Annotated in this window: 1 protein-coding gene; it reads left to right on the top strand. The window is 56.8% G+C overall.

What is annotated here, in order from left to right; genetic code table 11:
* Nucleotides 1-83 precede the first annotated feature (83 nt).
* Nucleotides 84-565: transposase (locus tag BM70_RS0130965; RefSeq protein ID WP_025859596.1), on the top strand; the 482-nt coding region annotated here is incomplete at its 3' end.

Here is a 565-nt window from a genome sequence, read left to right as displayed (position 1 = left end):
AATTGGATGGACTCGCCCAAGCCGAGGCGTCTGTGCGCCACGGTGGCATTCTTATAGAAGCCAACGACAGCGAGGGCGAGACCATGAAAAAGCATACGACGATCAATCAGTCTTTGTCAGCAGATGTATCTGCATGCACCACAGTTGCCGTAGATCTTGCCAAAAGGGTCTTTCAGGCGGCTGGGGAAGATGCGCTCGGCCAAGTGATATTTGAGGAACGAATCAAGTCGCGTGAGGCGTTTCAGGCGTTTCTCAATAAGCTTCCGGTAAGCGTGACCGTATTGGTGGAAACCGGGCCCGGCGCTCAAGCATGGGCGCGGTTGCTGCAAACGCAGGGCAATCCCGTTCGTATTCTGCCAGCCCAGCTTGTTGCCAATCATCGCAGCGGCCCGAAAAACGATCGCAACGATGCGCTGGCTATTTTGCGTGCCGGCCGCGATTGCAAGATTCTAGCTGTTCCGGTCAAGAGTGCCGCGGCGCTGGCGATGCAGGCTTTGCACCGGGCTCGGCAGGGATATGTAAGGCGTCGCACTGCCATAGGCAATCAGATGCGCGGCTTACTGCT

Source organism: Pseudomonas sp. CHM02, from assembly GCF_000612585.1.
Classification (GTDB): Bacteria; Pseudomonadota; Gammaproteobacteria; order Pseudomonadales; family Pseudomonadaceae; genus Aquipseudomonas.
Note: the sequence above shows the minus strand (reverse complement) of the source record. Positions and strands in the feature narration are given on the sequence as shown.